Annotated in this window: 23 protein-coding genes; 13 read left to right on the plus strand and 10 right to left on the minus strand. The window is 69.4% G+C overall.

Translation table 11 applies throughout. The features are described 5' to 3' along the window. Window positions 1-3: 3 nt before the first annotated feature. A complete protein-coding gene (locus tag CACI_RS00380) occupies window positions 4-744 on the minus strand; it encodes an SDR family oxidoreductase (protein ID WP_012784324.1) in 741 nt (246 codons plus the stop codon). 96 nt (window positions 745-840) lie between these two features. Between CACI_RS00380 and CACI_RS00385 the strand changes: the two genes are divergently transcribed. The 3 genes from CACI_RS00385 (at window position 841) to CACI_RS00395 (ending at window position 3,479) form a co-directional block, all read left to right on the plus strand. Beyond that, window positions 841-1,425: a TetR/AcrR family transcriptional regulator gene (locus CACI_RS00385; RefSeq protein ID WP_012784325.1), complete on the plus strand. Its 585-nt coding sequence runs from the start codon at window positions 841-843 to the stop codon at window positions 1,423-1,425. A 440-nt stretch (window positions 1,426-1,865) separates the two neighbouring features. Then, on the plus strand, window positions 1,866-2,867 hold the full coding sequence (locus CACI_RS00390; protein WP_012784326.1) for an NAD(P)H-quinone oxidoreductase: 1,002 nt from the start codon (window positions 1,866-1,868) through the stop codon (window positions 2,865-2,867). 48 nt (window positions 2,868-2,915) lie between these two features. Further along, window positions 2,916-3,479 (plus strand): bacterial proteasome activator family protein, encoded by a 564-nt coding sequence (locus tag CACI_RS00395; RefSeq protein ID WP_083796025.1) that lies wholly within the window; start codon window positions 2,916-2,918, stop codon window positions 3,477-3,479. Here the strand turns inward: CACI_RS00395 and CACI_RS44840 are convergent. After that, on the minus strand, window positions 3,454-4,554 hold the full coding sequence (locus CACI_RS44840) for a phosphotransferase enzyme family protein (protein WP_012784328.1): 1,101 nt from the start codon (window positions 4,552-4,554) through the stop codon (window positions 3,454-3,456). The genes CACI_RS00395 and CACI_RS44840 overlap by 26 nt on opposite strands. A 207-nt stretch (window positions 4,555-4,761) precedes the next feature. Between CACI_RS44840 and CACI_RS00405 the strand changes: the two genes are divergently transcribed. Beyond that, a complete protein-coding gene (locus CACI_RS00405) occupies window positions 4,762-5,787 on the plus strand; it encodes an alpha/beta hydrolase (protein WP_049871413.1) in 1,026 nt (341 codons plus the stop codon). 63 nt (window positions 5,788-5,850) lie between these two features. On the opposite strand, the gene CACI_RS44845 is transcribed toward CACI_RS00405, so the two are convergent. Then, window positions 5,851-6,549 carry a hypothetical protein gene (locus tag CACI_RS44845; protein ID WP_012784330.1) on the minus strand — a complete coding sequence of 233 codons (699 nt, stop codon included), beginning with the start codon at window positions 6,547-6,549 and terminating at the stop codon, window positions 5,851-5,853. 307 nt (window positions 6,550-6,856) lie between these two features. Between CACI_RS44845 and dnaK the strand changes: the two genes are divergently transcribed. The 7 genes from dnaK (at window position 6,857) to CACI_RS00445 (ending at window position 15,268) form a co-directional block, all read left to right on the plus strand. Further along, the gene (gene dnaK, locus CACI_RS00415; RefSeq protein WP_012784331.1) at window positions 6,857-8,731 is read left to right on the plus strand and encodes a molecular chaperone DnaK; all 1,875 of its coding nucleotides are present in this window, start codon (window positions 6,857-6,859) and stop codon (window positions 8,729-8,731) included. Window positions 8,732-8,926: 195 nt separating this feature from the next. Next, window positions 8,927-9,595, plus strand: coding sequence for a nucleotide exchange factor GrpE (grpE, locus tag CACI_RS00420; RefSeq protein WP_012784332.1), 669 nt, complete (start codon window positions 8,927-8,929; stop codon window positions 9,593-9,595). 68 nt (window positions 9,596-9,663) lie between these two features. After that, window positions 9,664-10,788: a molecular chaperone DnaJ gene (dnaJ, locus tag CACI_RS00425; RefSeq protein ID WP_012784333.1), complete on the plus strand. Its 1,125-nt coding sequence runs from the start codon at window positions 9,664-9,666 to the stop codon at window positions 10,786-10,788. Between the two features lie 7 nt (window positions 10,789-10,795). Further along, complete coding sequence (locus tag CACI_RS53795; protein WP_012784334.1) at window positions 10,796-11,266, plus strand: heat shock protein transcriptional repressor HspR; 471 nt, start codon at window positions 10,796-10,798, stop codon at window positions 11,264-11,266. A gap of 106 nt (window positions 11,267-11,372) precedes the next feature. Next, window positions 11,373-13,991 carry an ATP-dependent chaperone ClpB gene (clpB, locus tag CACI_RS00435; protein WP_012784335.1) on the plus strand — a complete coding sequence of 873 codons (2,619 nt, stop codon included), beginning with the start codon at window positions 11,373-11,375 and terminating at the stop codon, window positions 13,989-13,991. Between the two features lie 39 nt (window positions 13,992-14,030). After that, window positions 14,031-14,894 carry a HipA family kinase gene (locus CACI_RS00440; protein ID WP_012784336.1) on the plus strand — a complete coding sequence of 288 codons (864 nt, stop codon included), beginning with the start codon at window positions 14,031-14,033 and terminating at the stop codon, window positions 14,892-14,894. After that, entirely contained in the window at window positions 14,891-15,268 is a 378-nt protein-coding gene (locus tag CACI_RS00445) for a DUF3037 domain-containing protein (RefSeq protein ID WP_012784337.1), read from the plus strand. Before CACI_RS00440 ends, CACI_RS00445 begins: the two co-directional genes overlap by 4 nt. Here CACI_RS00445 and CACI_RS00450 read toward each other — a convergent pair. From CACI_RS00450 to pdhA, 6 genes are all read right to left on the minus strand, one after another. Continuing rightward, window positions 15,216-16,163, minus strand: a complete 948-nt coding sequence (locus CACI_RS00450) for an SDR family oxidoreductase (protein WP_012784338.1) — start codon at window positions 16,161-16,163, stop codon at window positions 15,216-15,218. The two genes, CACI_RS00445 and CACI_RS00450, sit on opposite strands and share 53 nt — an antisense overlap. 50 nt (window positions 16,164-16,213) lie before the next feature. Further along, window positions 16,214-17,929, minus strand: a complete 1,716-nt coding sequence (locus CACI_RS44850; protein ID WP_012784339.1) for a serine/threonine protein kinase — start codon at window positions 17,927-17,929, stop codon at window positions 16,214-16,216. Window positions 17,930-17,992: 63 nt separating this feature from the next. Beyond that, on the minus strand, window positions 17,993-18,787 hold the full coding sequence (locus CACI_RS00460) for a carbon-nitrogen family hydrolase (protein ID WP_012784340.1): 795 nt from the start codon (window positions 18,785-18,787) through the stop codon (window positions 17,993-17,995). A gap of 96 nt (window positions 18,788-18,883) precedes the next feature. Then, window positions 18,884-20,377, minus strand: a complete 1,494-nt coding sequence (locus CACI_RS00465) for a dihydrolipoamide acetyltransferase family protein (protein WP_012784341.1) — start codon at window positions 20,375-20,377, stop codon at window positions 18,884-18,886. An 18-nt stretch (window positions 20,378-20,395) separates the two neighbouring features. Further along, window positions 20,396-21,391 (minus strand): alpha-ketoacid dehydrogenase subunit beta, encoded by a 996-nt coding sequence (locus CACI_RS00470; protein ID WP_012784342.1) that lies wholly within the window; start codon window positions 21,389-21,391, stop codon window positions 20,396-20,398. 1 nt (window position 21,392) lies between these two features. Further along, window positions 21,393-22,517, minus strand: a complete 1,125-nt coding sequence (pdhA, locus tag CACI_RS00475; RefSeq protein ID WP_223297420.1) for a pyruvate dehydrogenase (acetyl-transferring) E1 component subunit alpha — start codon at window positions 22,515-22,517, stop codon at window positions 21,393-21,395. Between the two features lie 210 nt (window positions 22,518-22,727). On the opposite strand from pdhA, the gene CACI_RS00480 reads away from it, so the two are divergent. Beyond that, window positions 22,728-23,429, plus strand: coding sequence for a response regulator (locus CACI_RS00480; RefSeq protein ID WP_012784344.1), 702 nt, complete (start codon window positions 22,728-22,730; stop codon window positions 23,427-23,429). A 47-nt stretch (window positions 23,430-23,476) separates the two neighbouring features. Here the strand turns inward: CACI_RS00480 and CACI_RS00485 are convergent, their stop codons facing one another. After that, on the minus strand, window positions 23,477-24,073 hold the full coding sequence (locus tag CACI_RS00485; RefSeq protein WP_012784345.1) for a TetR/AcrR family transcriptional regulator: 597 nt from the start codon (window positions 24,071-24,073) through the stop codon (window positions 23,477-23,479). Between the two features lie 88 nt (window positions 24,074-24,161). Here CACI_RS00485 and CACI_RS00490 point away from each other — a divergent pair, with 88 nt between their 5' ends. Then, window positions 24,162-25,328, plus strand: a complete 1,167-nt coding sequence (locus CACI_RS00490; RefSeq protein WP_012784346.1) for an FAD-dependent monooxygenase — start codon at window positions 24,162-24,164, stop codon at window positions 25,326-25,328. Window positions 25,329-25,332: the final 4 nt, after the last annotated feature.

The following is a 25,332-nucleotide window of genomic DNA, read 5'->3' on the forward strand; positions in this document are numbered from 1 at the left end:
GCGTCAGCCCCTGGCCAGCGTGGTCCCGCCGTTCACGTCCAGTACCACGCCGGTCGTGAAGCCGTTCCCGGCCAGGAACAGCACCGCTTCGGCGATGTCCTGCGGCTGCCCGACGCGTCCCACAGGGGTCGCGGCAGCCTGCTGCTCCATGAACCCGTCGCGGTTCTCACCCAGCGGGTGCCACCAGGCGGTGTCGATCACGCCGGGGGAGACCGCGTTCACCCGAACCGGTGCCAGCTCCGCAGCCAGCGGGCGGACCGCGGCGTCCAGCGCGCCGTTGGCTGCCGCCAAGGCGGTGGTGCCCGGGAACGCGGCGCGCGAGCTGCCGGCGCCGATGAAGGTCACCGAGGCGTCCGGGGCGAGGTGCGGCAGCGCCGCCTTCAGTACCCTGAACTGCGCGAACACCTTGCTCTCGAAGCCTTCGCGCAGCGCCTCGTCGGTGAGCTCGGCCAGCGGGCCCAGCCCGGCCATGCCGCCGCTGACCGCCAGGACGAGGTGGTCGATCTTCGTGTCCGCCGCGGCGAACAGCGCGTCCACGTCCTCCTGGCGGGTCGCGTCGGACTGGACCACCCGCACCGGGTGGCCGATCCGCTCGGCGGCGGCGTCGAGGCGCTCCTTGGCGCGGCCGGTGATCAGGACATCGGCACCTCCGCCGGCGAACGCGGCGGCGATCCCCTCGCCGATGCCGTGGCTGGCGCCGATGACGTAAACGGTCTTACCGGTGAACTTCCCCTGGGCGGACATACCCGTCCCCTCCGTGATGGTTCTTTGTCGAAACGATCCGTCTCGACAATTATTACCGAGACGCCGCGTCTAGACAACTCCGCTAGGCTGCTCGGCATGGAGCGCCCCCACACCGGAAGACGCCGCAACGAGGCGGCCCGTGAGGCGATCATCGACGCCGCGATCGGTCTGCTGCAGGAGGTCGGCTACGAGGGCTTCACGATCGAGCGCCTGGCCCGCGACGCGGGAGTCGGCAAGCAGACCGTCTACCGCTGGTGGCCCTCGAAGGCCGCGGTCATCGCCGAGGCGGTGGGGACGCGCGCGCAGCACACCATCCCGCTGCCCGACACCGGTACGCTGGCGGCCGATTTGCGGGAGTTCTTCGAGACCACCTTCCGGCAGTCCGAGGACCCGAAGGTGATCAGTGAGCTGAAAAGCATGATGGTCGCCTCGATCGAGAATCCCGAGTCGGCGCGCCCCTTCCACGACTTCCTGGCCAGCCGCCGCGCGACCCTGCGGGTCCTGCTGGAACGCGGGTCGGCCCGCGCCGAGGTCGCCGCCGACGCGGATCTCGACTTCCTCACGGATCTGGCCTACGGCCTGCTCTGGTATCGCGGTCTGGTCGGCCATCGGCCACTTGACGACGACGCGGCGCGCAAACTCGCCGGCGCACTTGTGGCAGCCGCTGCGGAATCGCAGTAATCCCCGCGGAGAATAGGTCAGCGGTGCCGCTGCGCAAGCGGCACCGCTGTTATGAGGGACACCGGGATCGGGTTAACAAGCGTCTGTTTTCCGTAGTCGCCTTCCAGGTCCTAGCTGTTACTCTCCGTCTGCCTGGCTGGCTGGCCCCTTAAGGGGTCGGTCTTTGCGTGGGTTCCCAAAACGATGTCGAGGTCGAGCGGCCTTGTGCCAAACCATTCCTTCTCTTTGAGTTGGGAGGTCGCCGGGCCTTGCTTTCTTTCTACGACCGATAAAGGGCGATGCCAAGGGCTACTGGCCGGTTTTTACTCGCTGTCGACCGAATGGGGGATCTACGGCGCCTCACTCTGCACAGGGGTCTCAGCGGTGGTCATCGGTACCGCCCGGAGCCGCTCTGCGGGCTCGATCCACCTCTTGCTCACAGGTCTCGCTAGGGTGAAGTCATGCGCGCCATCACGATCGCCGAGCCGGGCGGACCGGAGCAGTTGGTGTGGACCGAGGTGCCCGATCCGGTCGTCGCGGCCGGCGAGGTGCTGATCCAGGTCGCCGCGACCGCGGTGAACCGCGCGGACATCTTGCAGCGCAGAGGTTTCTACACGCCCCCTCCGGGAGCCTCGTCCTATCCAGGGCTGGAGTGCTCCGGACGGGTCGTCGAGGTCGGCGCCGGAGTGAGCGGGTTCGTGCCGGGCGACGAGGTCGTGGCGCTGCTGACCGGCGGCGGGTACGCCGAGCTGGTCGCGGTGCCCGCCGGGCAGGTCGCGCCGCTGCCGAAGGGCCTGAGCGCGCTGGCCGCCGGCGGTCTGATGGAGACGGTGTGCACCGTCTGGTCGAACGTCTTCATGCTCGCCGGGCTCCAAGCCGGGCAGACGCTGCTGGTCCACGGCGGCTCCAGCGGCATCGGGACCACCGCGATCCAGCTCGCGCACCAGCTCGGGGCACGGGTGATCGTCACCGCCGGCACCGCGGCCAAGCTCCGCGCCTGCCGGGACCTCGGCGCCGACGTCGGGGTGAACTACCGCGACGAGGATTTCGTGGAGAGGGTTGCCGAGGTCACCGACGGCCAAGGCGTGGATGTGATCCTCGACAACATGGGCGCCGTCTACCTGGACCGCAACGTCCAGGCGCTGGCGGTGGACGGCCGGCTGGTGATCATCGGTTTGCAGGGCGGGGTCACCGGCGAGGTGAATCTGAACACCCTGCTGCGCAAGCGGGCCGGCATCAGTGCAACCACACTGCGTGCGCGGCCGTCAGAAGAGAAGGCGCGGATCGTCGCGGCGGCGCGGGACGCCGTGTGGCCGCTGATCGAACAGGGCCGCTTCCGGGTGGTCGTGGACCGGGTGCTGCCGGTCGACCGGGCGGCCGAGGCCCACCGGGTGGTCGAGGACAGCGGGCACGTCGGCAAGGTCGTGCTCGACGTGGCGACGGTACGCGGCAGCAGCAGCTAATCGAGGGACGGATACATGACGGGATTGAACGGCGACATCTTCGGAGCCATGAACATGAGCCTGAACAACGACCCCGACGCCGATCACGACGGCGATCTGGCCGGCCGGGTCATCGTGGTGCCGGCCGACGCCGCCGGCGCGCGCGGGGACGACGAGTCCGGCGAGAACCCGATGAACGTCGCCGAGATGGTCGAGCAGCCCGCCAAGGTGATGCGCATCGGCTCGATGATCAAGCAGCTGCTGGAGGAAGTGCGGGCGGCGCCTCTGGACGAGGCCTCCCGGGCCCGCCTGCGCGAGATCCACCGCTCCTCGATCGCCGAGCTGGAGAAGGGTCTGGCGCCGGAACTGGTCGCGGAGCTGGAGCGGCTGTCGCTCCCGTTCGCCGAGGACGAGGTCCCCAGCGAGTCCGAGCTGCGCATCGCCCAGGCGCAGTTAGTCGGCTGGCTGGAAGGGCTGTTCCACGGCATCCAGACCGCTCTGTTCGCGCAGCAGATGGCGGCGCGGGCGCAGCTGGAGCAGATCCGGCGCGCTTTGCCGCCCGGCTCTGTGCCGCCCGGCATGGCCGACGGCGAGCAGCCGGGCCGGATCAGCGGCGCGGGACCGTACCTGTAGCCGCCGCGGCGCCTTCCAGGAAGGCGTCCAAGACCTTTGCGTAGTTCTCCGTCCACCACGGCACCAGTGCCGCGGTGGCGGGGAACAGCGAGTCCGCGCGGTGGTCGGCGTGGTGGTAGTGCCACGTCAGGATCCAGAAGTCGGTGAGGCGTTCCCACCAGACGCGGCGTACGGAGTCTGCGAGCTCCTGCTCGGAGAATTGCGGACGGGCCGCGGCGTAGCCACCGATGAACGCACGCACCAGATCCAGGTCGAGCTGACCTGAGTAGTCCCCGGTGAAGAACACCAAAGCGGTGCTCACTACTTCGTCCCCACACGGCGCGACGGCCGTCTTCTCCCAGTCGACGATCGCTGTCACCCGGCTTCCGGGCTCCAGGGCCGACCACATGACGTTCCCGGCGTGGAAGTCGCCGTGGATGTAGCCGACAGTCGCGACGGCGTCCGGCGCGGGCCGGAGGTGCGCGACTTCGGGGATGAGCGCTAAGCGCTCCCGTAATCGGTGTGCGGAGAGCAAGTCCATCTCGTCCCGGCCCGGACCGCTGTCGACCACCGCGAGCAGCTGCTCGGCCTCGGCGACGGCGCGGCGCTCGGAGGCAGTGGGGACGAACAGCGGCTGCGGGACTTGGGGGAGAACGCGCGCCAGTCCGGTGTGGACGTCGGCGAGCGTGGTGCCCAAGCAGCGCGCGTCGATATCGTGCATATGTCTGCCGTGACGGTGCACGCCGTCGTTCCAGGGGAATACTGCAAAAGGGCGTCCCCGCACATAGGCGACCGTACGGCCGTGCACATCCCTGAGCGGGGCGACTGCGGGGAGACCCGCCGCCTGTAATCGGATCACGGCTTCGTGTTGCCACCGGAGTGTCTGCGCTGCGGAGCGCCTGCGACCGTACGCGTCCGGGAGTCCGGAGCCGATTCCGCGCCAGGGCAGATAGTGCTTCAGGAAGTAGCGGCGATCGGCGGAAGTGATCTGATATGACCGATTGAGAAGTCCGCTGTCGACAGGCCGGAAAGCGGTCGGTGCCGGCAGTCCGAACCGCAGAAACAGCGCCTGGAGTGGCCCCGATGTCCCGGGCATGCGCGCACTCTACATTGCCGATCATCCTTAACCTGCGCTTTATGTGGACTGACTAGCCTCGAATGAACCAGTGGACATCCGGTGTGTCGCCCGTCAGGGGGACAAGACGCGACAGCGCTGCAGCGCGGGGCGCGGGGAGGCGGACGGGTTATGGCGGCGAGCGCGAGAGGCCATCGTCGCGCGCCCAAACGCAGCCGGCGTTCGCCTTTGCGGGCTGTCGCCCTGTTCGTCATAAGCACCGCCCTGGTCGTGGGCTCCGGCGTGGCGTTCGGCTATGCCACCCACCACCTCGGCAAGCACCAGGTCACCGACGACGCCAGCGTGGTCGCTCCGCCAACCGGTCCGCTGTCCGACGCCACCGACGACCCGTCGGCCACCACCAACTCGGCGCCCGGCGGGAAGCCGAGCGTGCCGGCCAGCCCGCGTCCGTCGCTGCCCAAGGCCACCGGGCCGGGCAAGGTCACCGAGCTGAAGGTGGCGTCGTCGGACGACGACTGGCCCTCGCGCCCGGTCTTCGTCTACCGGCCCGCGGTGCCGGCGAACGTCGTGCTGCCGGTGGTCTACCTCCTACACGGGGTGCCCGGTGAGCCGGACCGCATCATGGACGCGGTCAAGGCTGTGCTGGACAAGGCGTTCACCAGCGGCGGTGAGCAGCCGTTCATCGTGGCGGCGCCGACCGGCGAGGGCACCGCGCACAACGACACCGAGTGGGCCGACGCCGTGGACGGCAAGGACATGGTCGAAACCTACATGATCAAGGACGTGATCCCGGCGGTCGAGGGCAAGACGCCGCGGCCGGCCGGCATGCGCGCCATCGTCGGGTTCTCGATGGGCGGCTACGGCGCGGCCAACCTGACCCTGCGGCATCCGGACCTGTTCGACCAGTTCGCCTCGATGGCCGGCTACTTCCGTGTCGACGACCCGGACGGGATGTTCGGCTCCGACAGCAAGATCGAGGCCGCCAACACGCCGGACGACATGGTCCAGAAGGCGGCCGGCAAGCGCGTGCTGCTGCTGGAGGACCAGCAAGATCCCGACCCGCTGATCCAGGGTGAGGCGTCCGAGTTCGCTAAGCGTCTCGACGACTGCAACTGCGGCGTGGACCTGTCCTGGCACCTCGAACCCGGCGGGCACACCTACGACTTCGTGACCGACTCTTTCCCGAAGGTGATCACCTTCCTGAACCAGGGCTTCACCGCGCCGGCGGGTACGACTCCGTCAGCCGCCGGGTGAGGCTCCGGCGCGGTTTCCCGTGAAACATCGCTCAGACGTGCGCTGGAGCCACGAGCGACATTCCTAGTTCTGCTTCTTGGGCTCCGCGGAGGCGTCCTCGTCCAGGCCGAGCATCTGGCGCTCCTCCTTGCTGAGCCGCTCCGTGCCGGTGCGTTCGGACGCTGTGGGCGCCGCGGAGGCCGACGTCTGAGCGGGCGTCGCAGCCGGAGCCGCAGCCGGCGGCACCGGGTTCTTGTCCGCCGGGGCGGTCGTCGTGATCGCCGGCGGCGCCGACGTCGTCGCGGCCGTGCCGTACATGGCTTGGTCCGCTGTCTTCGTCCTTGCCGGCTCAGCCACCACGGTCCGCCTCGTGCGGCCGGTCATCATCAGCGAGCCGATGATCATCAACAGTCCGCCGCCGAACGCGTAGGCCACGCCGGAGCCCAGCCCGCGGTTGTTGGCGCCGGTGACGGTCAGCTCGCCGGCGGCCTGTCCCTGGCGCACCATCCACAGGATGGTGAAGCCGAACGCGATCACGCCGGCGGCACCCACCAGGGCCCGCGAGCGCAGCACGACCCCGGCTACCGCCAGCACCGCCGTGATGAGGAAGACCAGGAAGACCGAGTCCATGATCCCGGACCCGGAAAGCGTCACGCCGGATCCGAAGACCTCGTAGAACTTGTAGCTGCTGCCGTGCCGGTTGTTGTACCAGGCCTGCCAGGGACTGACGAGGGTGGCCGCCGCGCCGATGATCGCGAGCAGGCTGCCGAGCAGGTTCCGCATGTTTCAGGCTCCTTCCACCGCCCCCCTATGCCGACGGTAAGACGCCGCTCGGTACTGTGCACCTTGACGGGCCGCTCGCACGGCCGTCCGGGCGGCGCGGGACCTTGAGCATTTTGTCGACATCCGCGCAGGTCACCCGCACTTTGCGCAGCAAAGTTGAGCGGGGTCCGCGCAACCTTTTGACTTCGAGTGCCCTCACCGTGCATCATTGAGCGAACTCGACTCAACCTGCCGCGGGCCTCCCCACCGCACAACGCATTCGGACACGTGGCAGCGACAACGAAACGTCTTTCGCGGAGGAATCCCCATGGCACGTCCGGTCGGCATCGACCTCGGGACGACGAACTCCGTCGTCTGCGTCCTGGAAGGTGGCGAGCCCACCGTCATCACCAACGCCGAGGGCTCCCGGACGACGCCGTCCGTGGTCGCCTTCGCCAAGAACGGCGAGGTGCTGGTCGGCGAGGTCGCCAAGCGCCAGGCCGTCACCAACGTGGAGCGCACCATCCGGTCGGTCAAGCGCCACATGGGCACCGACTGGAAGATCGGCATCGACGAGAAGAACTTCACGCCGCAGCAGATCTCCGCGTTCATCCTGCAGAAGCTCAAGCGCGACGCCGAGTCCTACCTGTCCGAGAAGGTCACCGACGCGGTCATCACCGTCCCGGCCTACTTCTCCGACTCCGAGCGCCAGGCCACCAAGGAGGCCGGCGAGATCGCGGGCCTGAACGTCCTGCGCATCGTCAACGAGCCCACCGCCGCGGCCCTGGCCTACGGCCTGGACAAGGGCGAGGGCGACCAGACCATCCTGGTCTTCGACCTCGGCGGCGGCACCTTCGACGTCTCGCTGCTGGAAGTCGGCAAGGACGACGACGGCTTCTCCACCATCGAGGTGAAGGCCACCAACGGCGACAACCACCTCGGCGGCGACGACTGGGACAACGCGGTCGTGGAGTGGCTGGTCACCCAGTTCAAGAACGCGCACGGCGTGGACCTGTCCAAGGACAAGATGGCCATGCAGCGTCTGCGCGAGGCCGGCGAGAAGGCGAAGATCGAGCTGTCCAGCTCGACCGAGACCTCGATCAACCTGCCCTACATCACCGCCTCCGCCGAGGGCCCGCTGCACCTGGACGAGAAGCTCACGCGCTCGCAGTTCCAGCAGCTGACCTCGGACCTGCTGGACCGCTGCAAGACGCCGTTCCACCAGGTCATCAAGGACGCCGGGGTGGCCCTGAGCGCGATCGAGCACGTGGTGCTGGTCGGCGGCTCGACCCGCATGCCGGCCGTGGCCGACCTGGTCCGGGAGCTGACCGGCGGCAAGGAGCCCAACAAGGGCGTCAACCCCGACGAGGTCGTGGCCGTCGGCGCCGCGCTGCAGGCCGGTGTCCTCAAGGGCGAGGTGAAGGACGTCCTGCTGCTGGACGTCACCCCGCTGTCCCTGGGCATCGAGACCAAGGGCGGCATCATGACCAAGCTGATCGAGAAGAACACCACGATCCCGACCAAGCGCTCGGAGACCTTCACCACCGCCGAGGACAACCAGCCCTCGGTGCAGATCCAGGTCTACCAGGGCGAGCGCGAGATCGCGGCGTACAACAAGCGGCTGGGCATGTTCGAGCTGACCGGCCTGCCGCCGGCGCCGCGCGGGCTGCCGCAGATCGAGGTCACCTTCGACATCGACGCCAACGGCATCGTGAACGTCTCGGCGAAGGACCTGGGCACCGGCAAGGTGCAGTCGATGGTCATCACCGGCGGCTCGGCGCTGCCGAAGGACGAGATCGACCGCATGATGCGCGAGGCCGAGCAGTACGCCGACGAGGACCACAGCCGCCGCGAGGCCGCCGAGGTCCGCAACCAGGCCGAGTCGCTGGTCTACTCGACCGAGAAGTTCCTCAAGGACAACGAGGACAAGGTTCCGGCCGACGTGAAGTCCGAGGTCGACGCCGCCATCGGCGAGACCAGGGAAGCCCTCAAGAGCGAGGACTCCGCGACCATCCGCTCGGCTTCGGAGAAGCTGGCGACCACCAGCCAGAAGCTCGGCGCCGCGCTCTACCAGCAGGCGCAGGCCTCCGGTGAGGCGGCCGGTGCTCCGGGCGGGGAGTCCGCCGGCGCCCCGGGCGGCGGTGCCGACGACGACGTGGTGGACGCCGAGATCGTCGACGAGGGCAAGGGTGGCCAGGCCTGAGCCGGACCCCCTGCCAGAAGTAGGGCCGCCTCCGCCGCGGGTTCCACCTGACGAGCGAGAAGAACGACGGCTAGACGGCGCCGTGCGGGGCAGGATCATCAGCGGATGATCCGCCCCGCCCCGGTGCGGCGCCACCCCCAGCGAGACTGAAGTCTTCCCGACCTTGGGGAAGCGGCGGGTTCAGGAGGACCTTTCGTGAGCGACGAGTACGCGGCCGAGCGGGAAGGCGAGGGCGAGCGCGCCAACCTCGCGGTGACCGAGCTGCTGGCCAAACTCGCCGAGCGGACCAACGAGCTGCAGGGCGTGCAGGCCGAGTTGTCCGAGCGCACCAACGACCTGCAGCGGCTGCAGGCCGAGTTCAGCAACTACAAGAAGCGGGTCGAGCGGGACCGGCAGGTGGTCAAGGAGACCGCCGTGGCCGGCGCGCTGTCCGAGCTGCTCCCGGTGCTGGACGACATCGGCCGGGCGCGCGAGCACGGCGAGCTGGAAGGCGGGTTCCGCCAGGTCGGCGAGGCCTTCGAGGCCGTGGTGGCCAAACTGGGCCTGGCCCGGTTCGGCGCGGCCGGGGAGCTCTTCGACCCGAACCTGCACGAGGCCCTGCTGAGCACCACGTCCCCGGACGTGGACGAGGTGACCGTGGCGGTGCTGTTCCGCCCCGGCTACCGGATCGGCGAGCGCGTGGTCCGCGCGGCGCAGGTGCAGGTCGCCGAGCCCGGACCGGCTTTGGAGACCGAGCCGGCACCCGAGCCGGCGCCCAAGCCCAAGCCCGCGGCACCGGCCGCGAAGCGTGCGCCGGGCGGAGCCGGCAAGACGGCGGCCGAGCCGGCCGCCGAGGTCGACGACGACGACGATTCGGGACTGTGATCGCCGGGCTCCGGCGCAGGCGAGACGTGAACGACATGGCACAACCCGGACGGGAGGCGTGGGTTTAGGTGGCCGTCAACAAGGACTACTACAAGATCCTCGGTGTCCCCAAGGACGCGCCGGCTGCCGACATCAAGAAGGCCTACCGGAAGCTGGCGCGCCAGTACCACCCCGATGCGAACAAGGGCGACGCGGCGTCCGAGGAGAAGTTCAAGGAGATCTCCGAGGCCTACGACGTCCTGTCCGACGACAAACGGCGCAAGGAGTACGACGACTCGCGCTCGGTCTTCGGCAACGGCGGCTTCCGGGCCCCCGGCGGCGGCGCCCCCGGCGGGTTCAACTTCGACCTCGGCGACCTGCTCGGCGGGCTGTTCAACCGGACCGGCGGCCCGACGACCGGGACCAGCACGACCGGCCGCACCACCCAGGCGCGGCGCGGCTCGGACGTGGAGTCGGAGGTGACGCTGAAGTTCAGCGACTCCATCGACGGCGCCACGGTCTCGCTGCGGCTGACCTCGGACACCCCGTGCTCGGCGTGCTCGGGCACCGGCGCCAAGGCCGGCACCACCCCGCGGGTGTGCCCGACCTGTTCGGGCACCGGCCAGGTGAGCCGGAACCAGGGCGGCTTCGCCTTCTCCGAGCCCTGCCGGGACTGCAAGGGCCGCGGCCTGCTGGTCGACGACCCCTGCCCGGTGTGCCACGGCTCCGGCCGGGCCGCCAGCTCCCGCACGATCCAGGCCCGCATCCCGGCGGGCGTCCGCGACGGCCAGCGCATCCGGCTCAAGGGCAAGGGTGCCTCCGGCGAGCGCGGCGGCCCGGCCGGCGACCTGTATGTGGTGGTCCATGTGAGCCCGCACCCCGTCTTCGGACGCGAGGACGACAACCTGACCGTGACCGTGCCCGTCACCTTCCCCGAGGCGGTGCTCGGCGCGGACATCCAGGTCCCGACCCTGGGCGGCATGCCGGTGACGGTGAAGCTGCCGGCCAACTCGCAGAACGGCCGGGTGCTGCGCGTGCGCGGCCGCGGCGTGGCGCGCAAGGACGGGACCAAGGGCGACCTGCTGGTGCGTTTCGAGATCGCGGTCCCGGCCGAGATCGGCGACGACGCGCGGGCGGCGCTGCAGAAGTTCCAGGAAGCGACCGGCAACCACCACCCGCGGGCGGAGTTGCTGGACTCCGCGAAGGGAGAGTGACGCCACGATGGCTTCCAAGAATCCGTTCCTGCCGCTCACCGAGGAAACTCCCGTCTACGTCATCTCCGTGGCCGCGCAGCTGGCCGGGATGCATCCGCAGACCCTGCGGCAGTACGACCGGCTCGGCATCGTGTGCCCGGAGCGCACCGGCGGCGGTGGCCGCCGGTACTCCGCGCGGGACATCGACACGCTGCGCGAGGTGCAGCGGCTGTCCCAGGACGAAGGCGTGAACCTGGCCGGGATCAAGCGCATCCGCGAGCTCGAGGAGCAGGTCGCGGCGCTGTCCCGGCGGGTGGCCGAACTCGAGGCCGTGACGCTGTACCCGACGGCCAAGGGCACGGTCCCGGTCGCGGCGCCGATCGCGCCGCCGGTCTCGCCGCTGCCGCCGGCTCCGCCCGGCTACCGCGGCGACCTGCTGCCGGCCCTGCCCGCGACGTTCACCACTGCTCTGGCGGTCTGGAAGCCCCAGGGCAAGTGAGCGTCCGCCGGTTGCGCGGCGTTCCCGACCACTGAGCGTCCAACCACTGAGCGCCGCGCCCGGGGAAGCGCACACAACTGATCTTTAAAGTCGTGGAGGTTTCACCGTGGATTCGCAGAAGCTGACGACCAAGAGCCAGGAGGCCCTGAGCGTCGCGATCCGCGAGGCCACCCGGGCCGGCAACCCCCAGGTCGAGTCGATCCAGGTGCTGCTGGCCCTGCTCGGCCAGGTCGAGGGCACCACCCGGCCGCTGCTGGAGGCGGTCGGCGTGGACCGCGCCGCGCTCAGCCAGGCGGTCACCGCCGCCGCCGAGCGCCTGCCGTCGGCCAGCGGGTCGACGGTCTCGGCGCCCACCCTGGCCCGCAACACCCTGAACGCCCTCAACGCCGCCGGCGACGAGGCGCGCAAGCTCGACGACGAGTACGTCTCGACCGAGCATCTGCTGCTCGGTCTGGCGCTGGGCAACGACTCCACGGCCGACCTGCTCAAGAAGGCCGGCGCCACGCCGCAGGCGCTGCGCGAGGCGTTCGGCAAGGTGCGCGGCTCGGCGCGGGTGACGTCGCAGGACCCGGAGGCCACCTATCAGGCCCTGGAGAAGTACGGCGTCGACCTGACCGCCGCGGCGCGGGACGGCAAGCTCGACCCGGTGATCGGCCGCGACGCCGAGATCCGCCGGGTGGTGCAGGTGCTCTCGCGCCGGACCAAGAACAACCCGGTGCTGATCGGCGAGCCCGGCGTCGGCAAGACCGCCGTGGTCGAAGGCCTGGCCCAGCGCATCATCGCCGGCGACGTGCCGGAGAGCCTGCGCGACAAGCGCCTGGTGTCCCTGGACCTGGGCGCGATGGTGGCCGGGGCGAAGTACCGCGGCGAGTTCGAGGAGCGCCTCAAGGCCGTCCTGGCCGACATCAAGGACTCCGAGGGCCAGATCGTCACCTTCATCGACGAGCTGCACACGGTCGTCGGCGCCGGCGCGACCGGCGATTCGTCGATGGACGCCGGCAACATGCTCAAGCCGATGCTGGCCCGCGGCGAGCTGCGGATGGTCGGCGCGACCACGCTGGACGAGTACCGCGAGCGGATCGAGAAGGACCCGGCGCTGGAGCGGCGCTTCCAGCAGGTCCTGGTCGACGAGCCGACGGTCGAGGACACCATCGCGATCCTGCGCGGTCTCAAGGGCCGCTACGAGGCGCACCACAAGGTCGCCATCTCCGACACCGCCCTGGTCGCCGCGGCCACGCTCTCCCACCGCTACATCACCTCCCGCTTCCTTCCGGACAAGGCCATCGACCTGATCGACGAGGCCGCCTCCCGGCTGCGCATGGAGATCGACTCCCGCCCCGTGGAGATCGACGAGCTCCAGCGCACCGTGGACCGGATGAAGATGGAGGAGCTGGCGCTGGCCAAGGAGCACGACCCGGCCTCCCGCGACCGGCTGGCCCGGCTGCGCCTGGACCTGGCCGACCGGCAGGAGCAGCTCAACGCCCTGAACGCGCGCTGGGAGCAGGAGAAGAGCGGCCTGAACCGGGTCGGCGAGCTCAAGCAGCGGCTGGACGCGATGAAGTCGCAGGTCGAGCAGGCCCAGCGGTCCGGCGACTTCGAGACCGCCTCCCGGCTGCTCTACGCCGAGATCCCGGCGGTGGAGGCCGAGCTGGAGACCGCCTCGACCACGGTCGACGAGGCCGAGGACGTCGCGCCGATGGTCAAGGAGGAGGTCGGCCCGGACGACATCGCTGAGGTGGTCGGCGCCTGGACCGGCATACCGGCCGGCCGGCTGCTCGAGGGCGAGACCGAGAAGCTGCTGACCATGGAGCAGCGGATCGGCGAACGGCTGATCGGGCAGGCCGAGGCGGTCGCCGCGGTCTCCGACGCGGTGCGGCGGGCGCGGGCCGGTATCTCCGACCCGGACCGGCCGACCGGCTCGTTCCTGTTCCTGGGTCCCACCGGTGTCGGCAAGACCGAGCTCGCCAAGGCGCTGGCGGACTTCCTGTTCGACGACGAGCACGCCATGGTGCGCATCGACATGTCGGAGTACTCCGAGAAGCACTCGGTGGCCCGGCTGGTCGGCGCCCCTCCCGGCTACGTCGGCTATGAGGAGGGCGGCCAGCTGACCGAGGCCGTCCGGCGCCGGCCGTACTCGGTGGTGCTGCTCGACGAGGTCGAGAAGGCGCACCCGGAGATCTTCGACGTGCTGCTGCAGGTGCTCGACGACGGCCGCCTCACCGACGGCCAGGGCCGGACCGTGGACTTCCGTAACACCATCCTGATCCTCACCTCCAACCTGGGGACCAGCGGCTTCGACCTCACCGTCGACGAGGCGCTGGACCCGGTGCAGGCCCGGCTGGACCGGCGCCAGCGCGTGGACAACGCGGTCCGGGCGGCGTTCAAGCCGGAGTTCCTGAACCGGTTGGACGCGCAGGTGATCTTCGACCCGCTGGGCACGACCGAGCTCGGGCGGATCGTCGACATCCAGGTCCGCAAGCTGGCCGCGCGCCTGGCCGACCGGCGTCTGGGACTCGAGGTCACGCCGGGCGCCAGGGACTGGCTGGCGATCGCCGGGTACGAGCCGGCATTCGGCGCGCGTCCGCTGCGCCGCCTGGTGCAGTCCTCGATCGGCGACCCGCTGGCCCGCCGGCTGCTGGCCGGCGAGATCCGGGACGGCGACACGGTCCGCGTGGACGTGGACATCGAGAACGACGCGCTGATCATCGGTTCGCAGGCGTCATGAGGATGATCAAAGGTCGGCGGTGCGTCTAGCGTGGTGTCCATGCCTGCCGCTCTGCCGACCGTCATCGCCACCCGGTACGTGACCGCGCTCCGCGAGGGCGGTTCGCTGCCCGGACTGGTCGAGGCCGCGGACCTCGGGACGTACGTGGTGAAGTTCCGCTCGGCCGGCCAGGGTCGCAAGGCTCTGGTCGCCGAGGTGATCGCCGGGGAACTGGCCCGAGCCCTGGCTCTGCTGGTGCCAGCGCTGGTCGGCATCGAGCTGGATCCGATCATCGGTGCCGCCGAGCCGGACCAGGAGATCCAGGAACTCCTTAAGGGGAGCAAGGGACTGAACCTCGGTATGGACTATCTGCCGGGTTCGCTGGGATATGACCCCTTGGCGTTTCCCGTGGAGCCCGAACTGGCGAGCCGCGTTGTGTGGTTCGACGCCTTGGTGCGGAACGTGGACCGGTCGTGGCGGAACCCGAACCTCTTGCTGTGGCATCGCAAGCTCTATCTGATCGACCATGGAGCCTCGCTGATCTTCCACCACAACTGGCCCGGCGCACAGAAGGGCGCGCTGGCTCCCTTTGACGCGAACGACCATGTCCTCGCCTCCTATGCGAAGGACATGCCCGGCGCCGACGCCGCGCTCGCGCCGCTCGTCACCGAGGAGTTGTTGCGGTCCGTGGTGGCGGTCGTGCCGGACGAGTGGCTGGTCGACGAGCCCGGGTTCGACTCTGCTGACGCGGTTCGCGAGGCGTACGTCAGTTACCTGCTGACCCGCGTCGTCGGACCGCGCGAGTGGTTTCCACAGGTTGTGGATAGTTCCGCGCAGGAGGCCGCACGGGCTCATGAGGGCTCGGATCTCAAGGCGCGCCTCAAGGCGAAGCACCCGAACTGGATGCAGGGACGGGTGAAATGAGCGTTCAGCCCTACGAGTACTCCGTGCTGCGCGCGGTTCCCCGTGTGGAGCGCGGCGAGTACGTCAACGTCGGTGTCGTGCTCTACTGCCAGCAGCTCGACTTCCTCGGATGCGCCACGCAGTTGGATTCAGTGCGGGTGCGCGCACTCGATCCCACAGCGGACGTTGAGGGGATCGAGGCGCTGCTCGGCGCGGTCTCGAAGGTGTGCTGTGGCGGACCGGACTCCGGCCCTGCCGGTCAGGACGCCATGGGCCGGCGGTTCCGGTGGCTGATCGCGCCGCGCTCCACCGTGGTGCAGCCCGGTCCTGTGCACACCGGTCTTACCGCTGATCCTGCGGCAGCTCTCGACCGACTGGCTGGATCGCTTCTTTAGCCGCCTGCGCGGCTGCTCCGCCAGGACCGGTCAGCCGCGAAGACGCTTCGACGCCGCGCTTCTCGATGTCCGCGATCATCTCGCGGTCGGCGCGGGCGGTCGCTCGGGCGTTGGCCTTCTCCACGATGGCAGGCAGCATCCCGTGGAAGCGGCGTAGCTGGTTGACCCAGGAGGGAACGCAGATAACGCGGCTGCGCTTAGCGATTCCGTCGGCGACCGCCTGGCCGACCTTCTCCAAGGGATACACACGGGACGCCGGACCGGGAGCGCTTGTACGGAACTTGCCCAGGACGGGATGCGCGTCCGCACTCGTCACCAAGTCCGTCTTGATCCAGGAGAAGTAGGCGACACCGACATCAACGCCTAGGTGTTTCACTTCTGCGCGCAGACTGTCGCCGAACGCTTCTGCGCCGGCCTTAGACGCCGTATAAGCGGCCAACGCAGGGGGATGGATCAAGGCCGCCGCAGAGGAGACCACGAGTACATAGCCCTTGTTCTTGATGATGTGCGGCAGCGCGGTGCGTACCGTCCGCCAGACACCGAGCAGGTTGATCTCGATGGTGCGCTCGAACGCCGACGGGTCGATGGAGCGGATGAACCCGGTCGGGGCGACGCCGGCGTTGGCCACGACGACGTCGATCCCGCCGTAGTGGTCGACGATGCCGTCGATCGCCGCACCGAGCTGCTCCCAGGAGGTCACGTCGGCGTCCCACGCGGTGGCGTCGGGTCCGCAGGACTCCGCGGTCTTGCGCAGCTCCTCCGGCTCCAGCCCGATCAGCGCGACCTTCGCTCCGCGGCGGGCCAGGCGCCGTGCGGCGTCCGCGCCGATTCCGCGTGCCGCACCGGTGATGACCACGACTTTTCCACTGACGCCTTGCGGTCCCCAGGTTCCCATGACCAAACCCTACCGCCGGTAACTTACTGAGCGGTAGGGGCGCGCCGGACTCATCCGCCGCTGCTTACCTGGCCGAACGAGTTCACGCAGTACATCGGGCTCGGGTAGAAAGCCGAGGAGCCGTACTGGTTGACCGTCCGGACTTGGAGGCACGTCGTCCCGTCAGCCGGGATTTGGTAGGAGTAGCTGGTACCCGAGACCGGCACGGTCTGGTCGCTGTTGGTCGCCGTTCCCTTGACCGTGTAGTGGATGGCGTAGCTCGTGGCGTCGGAGTGCGCCTTCCAAGAGACGTTCACCGTGGCCGCGCCGACCCAGTTCGGGATCAGCACGCTGATGTCGCCCGCAACCATCGGGCCAGGCGGGTTGTGGGTCGGCGGCGGGGGTGGAGCTGCGGACGTCGTGTGTGCCGACGAAGGATGTGTCGTCGGGTGCGAGGAGGTCGGAGCGGGCTTCTGACTGCTTCCTCCATTGCCCTGGGTAATCGGAACGGAGACGGTGACCAGCTGGGAGCTGCCTTGCGGCGGCGCTGTGCTGCCGGCGCCGCCGCCGGGAGGCACTGGCGCTCCCGATGCTTGTGACGGCGGAGGTGGACTGCTACTCGTCGGCGTCGTCTGCCCGCTGGAACTGGTGCTGCCGGAGGAGGTGTCGGTAGACGGGAAAGCGCCTCCGTTCTGCTGAGAGCTGGACGTCGGACCGCCGGTGCGCGCGGTGTCCGCCGCTGTGTTCCCCTTGCCGCCGCCGCTCGCCTCGACGACCGCGATGGTGGCCAGGATGAGCGCGGCGACCGTGGCCGCGGAGATCACCGCGACCCGCTTGGTGCCGCGCTTCGGCGCGATGGCCACCGTCGGCAGGTCGGCCGCGTCGCCGGCGGTGAGCGGCAGCCCGACGCCGAGCGGCGGCTGCTGCCAGGCGACGCCGGTGAGCGGCTGCCAACCGATCGCGCCGAACGTGTCCTTGATCTGCTGCGGGGAGGGCCGGTCCTCGGGCTCCTTGCACAGACAGCCCTCGATGACGCCGCGCAGTACTTCGTCGTCTTCGGCGACGCCGGAGAGGTCCGGATCGTTGTTGACGACACGGTGCAGGATTGCCAGAGGTGCGCCGTCGCCGAATGCTAGGCGTCCGGTCGCGGCGAAGACTAGTAGCGAGCCCAATGCGAACACGTCGGAGGCGCTCTCTACAGCGCGTCCGTCGGCTTGCTCAGGGGACATATACGCCGGAGTTCCTAGCGTTTGGCCTGTATTGGTCAACAGCGAAGCGTCCAGAGCTCGCGCCACGCCGAAGTCGATGACCTTGGGTCCGTCGGGACCGAGCAACACGTTCGCCGGCTTGAGGTCGCGGTGGACGACCTCGGCGGCGTGGATGACCTCAAGCGCCTCCGCGATGGCGACCGCCAGAGCCCGCAGATGCTCGTTGTCGAAGGCGCCGCCCTGCTCCACCGCGTCCTGCAACGTCGGGCCGGGCACGTACTCCGTCGCCAGCCACGGCCGCTTGCCCTCGGTCTGCGCGTCGTAGATCTCGGCGACGCGCGGGCTGTGGACGCGCTCTGCGACGTTCAACTCCCGCGAGAAGCGCTTACGGAACGCCGGGATGTCCGCCAAGTCGGAGCGGACCACCTTGACCGCGGCCTGCCGACCGGTCGAGTCCGTCCCGAGGAACACGCGCCCCATGGCGCCGGATCCGAGTTGAGTGACGAGCAGGTACGGTCCCAGTCGGTCGGTCGCCGGAGAACCCCCCTTGTGTACGTCGCTGTTCATATCCAACGTCATGCCTCCCCTGTACGGCGTCCCGGCCATTATGGGGCAGCAGATCGAATCGAGGTGCCCCGAGCCTCAGCGCAGGCGGCGGTCGTTGAGAACTGGCAACGCGCTCCGAGTCTGGGCCACCAGTGCCGGATCGACGTCCACCCGCAGGACCTCTTCACCGGTACCGGCTTCGGCGACGACATTTCCCCAGGGATCGATGACGGCGGAACGCCCGCCGAGAGCCACGCCTCCGTTCGTCCCCACACAGTTCGTGGCGAAGACGAACACCTGGTTCTCGATCGCGCGGGCCTTAAGGAGAACCCGCCAGTGCTCGATTCGCTTAGCGGGCCACGCAGAGCACATCACCATGTGCTCCATGCCCTGATTCAGGAGGCGACGGAACAGCTCCGGGAAGCGGAGGTCGTAACAGGTGGCCAGCCCCAGGGTTCCCCATGGGGAGGAGACGGTGACGATGTCCTTCCCGGGTCCCATCAGGGTCACTTCGCCTTCGCTGAAGCCGAACCGATGGATCTTCCGATACTGCGCCTGCTTGCCGTCGGGTCCGCGGAACACCGCGGTGTTATAGAGAATCCCCTCAGGTGTGCGCTCTACGTAAGAACCGAAGTGCAGCCACATCTCAGGGCCCGAACCGTCGTGGGTGCGCACCTTCTCCAACGCGGCGATCGGCTGGCTGTCGGCGATCGGTTCGGCATGACCGGTCCAGCTCTTGTAGTCGAACCCGCCGGTGACCCAGAGTTCGGGCAGGACGACCAGCTCCGCGCCGGTCTCCCGTTCGGCTTCGACCAGCTTCACCACACGGGTCCAGCGGTCCTCCGGCGCTTCCGCGTCGTCGACGGCGAGCTGCATGAGCGATACGCGCATACTGCCGATCGTGCCAGAGGCGCACCGGTTCTGAGAACCGGTGCGCCTCTGCGCGGTATCGCTATAGCGATCCCTAGGAGCGATTTTCTTAGGAGATCAGCTCCAGGCGAGCGCGGTCAGCGGGTCCGCGAGGACCGCACCGATGTCCCGCAGCACCTTCGAACCCAGCTCGCCGTCGACCAGGCGGTGGTCGAAGGACAGCGCGAGCGTGGTCACCTGGCGCGGCTTCACCTTGCCCTTGTGCATCCACGGCTGTTCCCGCACCGCGCCGAACGCCAGGATCGACGCCTCGCCGGGGTTGAGGATCGGGGTGCCGGTGTCCACACCGAAGACGCCGACGTTGGTGATCGTCGCCGTGGCGCCGGTCATGTCCGCCAGCGAGGTCTTGCCCTCGCGTGCCACGTCGGTGAGCTTGTTGAGCGCGCGGCCCAGCTCCACCAGCGGCAGCAGGTCGGCGCCCTTGACGTTCGGCACCAGCAGCCCGCGCGGCGTGGCCGCCGCGATGCCCAAGGTGACGTGGTCGAAGTAGACGATCTCGCCGGCCGCCTCGTCCCAGCGCGCGTTGATCTCCGGGTTCCGCGCCATCGCCACCAGGAACGCCTTGGCGACCAGCAGCAGCGGCGACACCCGCACGCCCTTGAAGTCCGGCATCTCCTTGAGGCGCTGCACGAACTTCATGGTCGGGGTGACGTCGACCGTCAGGAACTCGGTGACGTGCGGCGCGGTGAACGCCGACTGCACCATCGCCGTGGCGGTCGCCTTGCGCACGCCCTTGATCGGGACGCGGCGCTCGCCGTTGACGAAGGGCGCGGCGGCCGGGGCAGTGCCGTTGGCGGCAGCCGGCGCCGCAGCGGCGGTCGACGTCCCGGAGGCCGCCGCGTGGACGTCCTCCCGGGTCACCGTGCCGTTGGTACCGGTCGCGACCACCAGTGCCAGATCGACGCCGAGGTCCTTGGCCAGCTTGCGGACCGGCGGCTTGGCCAGCGGCTTCGCGCCGGTCGGTGCGGCCGGTGCGGCCGTGGTGTCCGGCGTGCGGGTCTGGACCGCCGGAGCGGCCGCCTCCCGCGCCGCGGACTGGCCGTAGTAGGCCGGAGCCGGGACCTCGTCGGCGACTGGCTCCTCGCGGACCGTGGCACCCATGACGTCGGCTGCCGACGGCGCCGCCGCCGTCTTGCGCGGACGGCGGCTGGAGGCGCCCTGCTTCACGCCGTAGCCGACCAGGACCGGCTCGCGCTTGGCTTCCTTGGGCTCCTTGGCGGCGGCCGGCGCGGCCTTCGCCTCGGCGGTGGCCGCGACGCCGGCGGTCATGTCGTCCCCGCCCGCGCCGCCGGTGCTCGGCGTGCTCGGGTCGGTGTCGATCCCGATGATCGGGGTGCCGACGTCGACCGTCTGCCCCTCGTCCACCAGCAGCTCGACGATCTTGCCGGCCCACGGCGAGGGCAGCTCGACGGCCGCCTTCGCGGTCTCGATCTCGACCAGGACCTGGTTGACCTTGACCAGGTCGCCGACCTTCACCGACCAGGCCAGGATCTCGGCCTCGGTCAGGCCTTCGCCGACGTCCGGGAGGTTGAATCTCTTGATCTCACCCATGATGTGCTCCCCGAATCCTCAGAACGCGAACGCGCGGTCGACGGCGTCCAGCACTCGGTCCAGGTCCGGCAGGAACTCCTCCTCGACCCGCGATGGCGGATACGGGGTGTGCGGGGCGCCGACGCGCAGGACCGGTGCCTCCAGGGAGTAGAAGCACTTCTCGGTGACCTTCGCCGCGACCTCGGCGCCCATCCCCATGAAGACCGAGGCCTCGTGCACGGTGATGAGGCGACCGGTCTTGCGCACCGAGGCGTAGACCGGCTCCAGGTCCAGCGGGGACAGCGTGCGCAGGTCGATGACCTCCAGCGAGCGGCCCTCCTCCGCGGCTGCCGCGGCGGCCTCCAGGCAGGTCTTCACCATCGGGCCGTAGGCGACCAGCGTCGCGTCCGTCCCCTCGCGCACGACGCGGGAGGCGTAGAGCGGGTACGGGGTCGCGGCCGGGTCCAGCTCGGCCTTGTCCCAGTAGCGGCGCTTGGGCTCGAAGAACACGACCGGGTCGTCGGAGGCGATGGCCTGCTGGATCATCCAGTAGGCGTCCACCGGGTTGGACGCGGCGACCACGCGCAGCCCGGCGGTCATGGCGAAGTACCCCTCGGGGGACTCCGAGTGGTGCTCGACCGCGCCGATGCCGCCGCCGAACGGGATGCGGATCACGATCGGCATGCTGACCGTGCCCAGCGCGCGGGCGCGCATCTTGGCGACCTGGGTGACGATCTGGTCGAAGGCCGGGTAGACGAAGCCGTCGAACTGGATCTCCACCACCGGCCGGTAGCCGGACAGGGCCAGGCCGACCGCGGTGCCCACGATGCCGGACTCGGCCAGCGGGGTGTCGATGACCCGCGAGTCGCCGAAGTCCTTCTGCAGGCCGTCGGTGACGCGGAAGACGCCGCCGAGCTTGCCGATGTCCTCGCCCATGAGCAGGACCTTCGGGTCGTCCTCCAGGGCCCGGCGAAGGCCCAGGTTCAAGCCCTTGCCGAGGCTGATCTGCTGTGTCTTGGAAGTCGACTCTGCCATGTCAGTGAGCACCCTCGAAAGATTCCCAGTAAGCCCCGTACTCTGCGCGTTCCTCGTCCATCAGGGGGTGCGGCTCGGCGTAGACGTGGTCGAAGATCGAGATCGGCTTCGGGTCCGGCATCGTGACGCAGCGCTCGCGGATGTCGGCCGCGACGGTGTCCGCCTCGGTGTCGACCTCCTTGAAGAACGCCTCGTCGGCGTACTTGCTCTTCTCCAGGAACGCCCGCATACGCAGGATCGGGTCCTTGGCCTTCCACTCCTCCAGCTCGTCGGAGCTGCGGTAGCGGGTCGGGTCGTCGGAGGTGGTGTGCGCCCCCATGCGGTAGGTGAACGCCTCGACCAGCATCGGGCCGTTGCCGGTCCGGGCGCGTTCCAGGGCGGCCCTGGTGACGGCCAGGCACGCCAGGACGTCGTTGCCGTCCACGCGGACACCCGGGAAGCCGAAGCCGGCGGCGCGCTGGTACAGCGGCACGCGGAACTGGCGCTCGTTGGGCTCGGAGATGGCCCACTGGTTGTTCTGGCAGAAGAACACCACAGGCGCGTTGTTCACGCTGGCGAAGACGAACGCCTCGTTGACGTCGCCCTGCGAGGACGCGCCGTCGCCGAAGTACGCGATCACCGCGGCCTCGCGGCCGTCGCGCTGCATGCCCATGGCGTAGCCGGTGGCGTGCAGCGTCTGGGAGCCGATCACGATCGTGTAGAGGTGGAAGTTCTTCTCGTTCGGGTCCCAGCCGCCGTTGTTCACGCCGCGGAACATCCCGAGCAGGTTCACCGGGTCCACGTCGCGGCACCAGGCCACACCGTGCTCGCGGTAGGTGGGGAAGGCATAGTCCTCGGCGGTCTGCGCGCGGCCGGAGCCGACCTGCGCGGCCTCCTGGCCCAGCAGCGGGGCCCACAGCCCCAGCTCGCCCTGGCGCTGCAGCGCCGTGCCTTCGGCGTCGATGCGGCGGACCAGGACCATGTCCCGGTACAGGCCGCGATACTCCTCGGGCGTCAGGTCGATCGAGTACTCGGGGTGCTCGACCAGATCCCCGTCGGGTGTCAGCAGCTGCACGAGGTCCGGGTCCGCGGGACCGGCCTTCTTCTTAGCAGCGGTCTTTCCACCCGCGCCCTTGCGTGAGGTCACCACTACATGTCTCCTCTACACGTAACTCAGACGGACGTACGGCGGGATCGCCGCCGCGGTCAGTGAGGTGCTGCGGCGGCCGTGGAGTTCGGGTCGGGGTGTGACGTGGATCCCCCTCGGCCGTGCAGAGGCCACGTTACAGTGCCGAATGCGTGGGCGATGCCCCGCACCAAACACGCGAAAGCGCTCGAGCATGGCTATGTTGTCGGTGTGCACTCTGATGCGGGGAAACCGGGCATACCGGACTCGATCCGGGTCTTCCTGCTGGACGACCACGAGTTGGTGCGGCGCGGGGTCGCCGAAATGCTGAGCGCCGAGCCCGACATCGACGTGACCGGTCAGGCCGGCAGTGTGGCGCAGACGGTGGCCGCGGCCGAGGCGGCGCGGCCGGACGTCGCCCTGCTGGACGTGCGGCTTCCCGACGGATCGGGCATCGAGGTCTGCCGCGAGCTGAAGTCGCGGATGCCCGGTCTGGGCTGCCTGATGCTGACCTCTTTCTCCGACGACGACGCGCTGTTCGGCGCGATCATGGCCGGCGCCGCGGGCTACGTGTTGAAGGACATCCGGGGCTCGGCGCTCGTCGACGCGGTCCGGACGGTGGCGCGCGGTGGCTCATTGCTGGACCCGACCGCCACGGAGAAGCTGCTGAGCAGGCTGCGCGTCGGGATCGTGCCCGGGGAGGCCGATCGCGAGGCAGCGGCGTCGAAACTGGCGACGCTGACGGTGTCGGAGAAGCGGATTCTGGAGCTGATCGCCGAGGGTCTCACCAACCGCCAGATCGGCGAGCGGCTGAACCTGGCCGAGAAGACGGTGAAGAACTACATCACCGGGATCTTGGCGAAGCTGGCGATGCAGCGGCGCACTCAGGCTGCCGCGTTCGCTGTACGACATCTTCCTGGGCGTTCGCAGTAGGAGTTCTGCCTCTGTAGCCCTTGGCGGCGCGTCCTATTGCGGTTTCTCTATGGCGAGGGCTCCATGAGCATTCCCCTAAAGAGCTCCAGGAGGTCATCGCGGATCTCCTCTTGGGTCGGGACTTTTCGGCTGCCGGCGCCGGCGACCGAGTCGAACAGGATCCCTTCGCTGAACGCGATGAAGCTGCGGCCGGCTCGGTCCGGGTCGGTGGCGCCGAGAGCCGCCATGAGGCCTCGTGCGGGCTCTCGGAAGGTCGCTCCCGCGGTGTCGTAGATGGCGCGCAGTTCGGGGCGCCTGGTCGCCTCCAGAGCCAGCTCGAAGCGCGCCAGCGCCTGCTCCCGGCGGTGCGTGAGGGTGTCGTGGAGCTGAGCGGCCACCAGATCGGCGGCGGTCTCCGGCGTCAGCGTCGCCAGAGCGAGCAGGCCGCCGGGGTTCGCCGCGTCCTCGAAGATCTCGGCTTCCAAGCGGCACAGCCGGGCGAACGTCGTCTCCAATAGGGCGCTGCGGGTCCGGGCGTGGTTGGAGGTGGAGCCGGGCGGCAGGCCCGCGGCCTCATCGACGGCGCGGTGGGTGAGCCCGCGCAGTCCCCGCTCGGCGAGCAGGGCGATCGCGGTGTCTCCGATGAGGTCGGGACGGGAGGTCATGGCCGAGACCCTAGCAGTTGACGACTACGGCTGTAGTGGCGTAGAACTACGGCTGTAGTAACAACTACGGGTGTAGTGAGGAGCGGTCATGGAAGCGATCGTGGTGGGGGCGGGGTTCGGCGGGCTCACTGCGGCGGTGGGGCTGTTCCAGCGCGGGTGGGACGTCACGGTGGTCGAGCGCGCCACGGAGCTGCGACCTGTGGGTTCCGGCCTGGCTGTTGCGCCGAACGGGTTGCGGGCGCTGGACACGCTGGGGGTCGGCGACGCGGTGCGGAAACTGGCGGCGTTTCAGGGGGACGCCACGGTGACCCGCCCCGACGGCCGGGTGATCGCGCGCACGGCGAGCAAGGCCATCGTCCGCCGGTTCGGCGATGCGGTGATCCCGGCGACGCGGTCTTCCGTCATGGACGTGCTCACGGCGTTAGTACCTGCGGACGTGTTCCGACTTGGAGTCGCGGCTCAGGGGGTCGAGGCCGGAAGTGCTTCTCAGCGGCCGTGCCTGCTGACGGATTCCGGTCGCCTCGAAGCGGACATGATCGTTGCGGCCGACGGAGTGAACTCCGTACTGCGCAGGGCTCTGTTCCCGGAACATCCAGGAGCCGTCTATAGCGGCATCACCGCGTGGCGGCTCCTCGTACCGACTCCTGCGGGTGACTTCCTGCCTGGCGAGGTCTGGGGAGGTGGCCGGGTCTTCGGGATCACGCCGCTGGCCGATGGCCGTACCTATGCCTACGGCGCCGATCACGCGGAACCCGGAATCACCTACCCGGATGAGAAGGCCGAGCTGCTGCGGCGCTTTGGTGATTGGCACTTCCCGATCCCGGCGTTGATCTCCGGTGCGGATCCCGAAACGGTCCTGCATAACGACATCTACGAGATCGCCGAAGCGTTGCCCGCCTATCACCGAGGGTCGGTCGCGATCCTGGGCGATGCCGCGCACGCCATGACGCCGCACCTAGGTCAGGGAGCGAATCAGGCCATGGAGGATGGCGTCACGCTGGCGGCTCTAGTGGGACCGGCTAAGGACTCTGAGGAGATCGCCAGTGCGCTCGCGCGGTACACCGCACTGCGGGCACTGCGAGGTGCGGACATGGTGCGCCGGTCGCATCGCATGGGCGCGCTGACCCAGAGCACATCACGGTCCAAGACGGCACTGCGAAACCTGGGGATGAGCCTCGTCGGACGGCTTGTGCCGGACCTGGCACTGCGAGCGATGGAGCCGGTGGTCGCGTGGCGGCCACCGGAGGGACCGTAGGCTA

Source organism: Catenulispora acidiphila DSM 44928, assembly GCF_000024025.1.
GTDB lineage: Bacteria > Actinomycetota > Actinomycetes > Streptomycetales > Catenulisporaceae > Catenulispora > Catenulispora acidiphila.

Coding starts and splice junctions, on each gene's coding strand:
- CACI_RS00380 (WP_012784324.1), bottom strand. CDS start 744: ATGTCCGCCCAGGGGAAGTTCACCGGTAAGACCGTTTACGTCATCGGC.
- CACI_RS00385 (WP_012784325.1), top strand. CDS start 841: ATGGAGCGCCCCCACACCGGAAGACGCCGCAACGAGGCGGCCCGTGAG.
- CACI_RS00390 (WP_012784326.1), top strand. CDS start 1,866: ATGCGCGCCATCACGATCGCCGAGCCGGGCGGACCGGAGCAGTTGGTG.
- CACI_RS00395 (WP_083796025.1), top strand. CDS start 2,916: ATGAACATGAGCCTGAACAACGACCCCGACGCCGATCACGACGGCGAT.
- CACI_RS44840 (WP_012784328.1), bottom strand. CDS start 4,554: ATGCCCGGGACATCGGGGCCACTCCAGGCGCTGTTTCTGCGGTTCGGA.
- CACI_RS44845 (WP_012784330.1), bottom strand. CDS start 6,549: ATGCGGAACCTGCTCGGCAGCCTGCTCGCGATCATCGGCGCGGCGGCC.
- dnaK (WP_012784331.1), top strand. CDS start 6,857: ATGGCACGTCCGGTCGGCATCGACCTCGGGACGACGAACTCCGTCGTC.
- CACI_RS53795 (WP_012784334.1), top strand. CDS start 10,796: ATGGCTTCCAAGAATCCGTTCCTGCCGCTCACCGAGGAAACTCCCGTC.
- CACI_RS00440 (WP_012784336.1), top strand. CDS start 14,031: ATGCCTGCCGCTCTGCCGACCGTCATCGCCACCCGGTACGTGACCGCG.
- CACI_RS00445 (WP_012784337.1), top strand. CDS start 14,891: ATGAGCGTTCAGCCCTACGAGTACTCCGTGCTGCGCGCGGTTCCCCGT.
- CACI_RS00450 (WP_012784338.1), bottom strand. CDS start 16,163: ATGGGAACCTGGGGACCGCAAGGCGTCAGTGGAAAAGTCGTGGTCATC.
- CACI_RS44850 (WP_012784339.1), bottom strand. CDS start 17,929: ATGACGTTGGATATGAACAGCGACGTACACAAGGGGGGTTCTCCGGCG.
- CACI_RS00460 (WP_012784340.1), bottom strand. CDS start 18,787: ATGCGCGTATCGCTCATGCAGCTCGCCGTCGACGACGCGGAAGCGCCG.
- CACI_RS00465 (WP_012784341.1), bottom strand. CDS start 20,377: ATGGGTGAGATCAAGAGATTCAACCTCCCGGACGTCGGCGAAGGCCTG.
- CACI_RS00470 (WP_012784342.1), bottom strand. CDS start 21,391: ATGGCAGAGTCGACTTCCAAGACACAGCAGATCAGCCTCGGCAAGGGC.
- CACI_RS00485 (WP_012784345.1), bottom strand. CDS start 24,073: ATGACCTCCCGTCCCGACCTCATCGGAGACACCGCGATCGCCCTGCTC.
- CACI_RS00490 (WP_012784346.1), top strand. CDS start 24,162: ATGGAAGCGATCGTGGTGGGGGCGGGGTTCGGCGGGCTCACTGCGGCG.